The organism is Azohydromonas lata (genome assembly GCF_034427735.1).
In the GTDB taxonomy this organism is placed as follows: Bacteria; Pseudomonadota; Gammaproteobacteria; order Burkholderiales; family Burkholderiaceae_C; genus Azohydromonas; species Azohydromonas lata.
Genome location: NZ_JAXOJX010000183.1, coordinates 1 through 1,008, shown reverse-complemented (window position 1 = coordinate 1,008; position 1,008 = coordinate 1). Strand labels below are relative to the sequence as shown.

General features: G+C 67.3%; 1 protein-coding gene. It reads left to right on the top strand.

Going from position 1 to position 1,008, the window contains the following annotated elements; genetic code table 11:
* On the top strand, positions 1-1,008 hold a 1,008-nt coding region (locus tag SM757_RS34920), incomplete at its 5' end, for a TRAP transporter large permease (protein ID WP_322468855.1).

The following is a 1,008-nucleotide window of genomic DNA, read 5'->3' as shown; positions in this document are numbered from 1 at the left end:
ATTGGCCGCGTGCACGGCGGCCCGGCCCAGGTCGGCGTGCTCTCCAGCACCATCTTCGGCGGCGTCTCCGGCTCGGCCGTGGCCGACGCCTCGGCCATCGGCTCCATGCTCATCCCCTGGCTGAAGAAGCTCGGCTACCCGGCGCCCTTTGCCGCCGGCACGCTGGCCGCCGCGGCGACGATAGACATCCTCATCCCGCCGTCCATCCCCATGATCGTCTATGCGCTGGTTTCCGGCGCATCCATCGGCGCGCTGTTCGTGGCCGGCATCCTGCCGGGCCTGCTGATGTGCGGCGGCTTCATGGCGGTCTGCTACATCCAGGGGCGCCGCCGCAACTTCCCGCGCGACACCACGCCGTTCCACTGGGGCGCCTTCCTCAAGCAGCTCGCCCACGCCGGCCCGGCGCTGGCGATGCCCGTTTTGATCATCATCTTCCTGCGCTTCGGCATCGCCACGCCCACCGAGGTCAGCGTGATGTCCACGCTCTACGCGCTGCTGGTCTCCGGCCTGGTCTACCGCGACCTCACCGTGGCCAAGCTCAAGCATGCCGCGATCGAGGCGGGCATCTCCACCGGCGTCGTGCTGCTGATCATCATGGCCTCCAGCGTGGTCGGCTGGATCGTCACCTACGAGCAGCTCCCCGCCGCCTTCACCCAGTTCGCCAAGGAAACGCTGCAAAGCCCGTGGCTGATCATCCTGGCGATGAACCTGATCATGCTGGCCACCGGCATGTTCATCGACCTGCCCGCGGCCGTGCTGCTGCTCACGCCCATGTTCGTGCCGCTGGCGCAGGCCGTGGGCATGGACACCATCCAGTTGGGGATCATGATGATCGTCAACCTCTCCATCGGCCTGTACCACCCGCCCATAGGCACCACGCTGTTCATCACCAGCTCCATCGCCAAGGTGCGCATCGGGGACGTGGTGATGGAGCTGCTGCCCTTCTACGTCGTGGCCATCGGCCTGCTGCTGGGCTTCGCCTACATCCCCGCGCTCACCCTGCGCTGA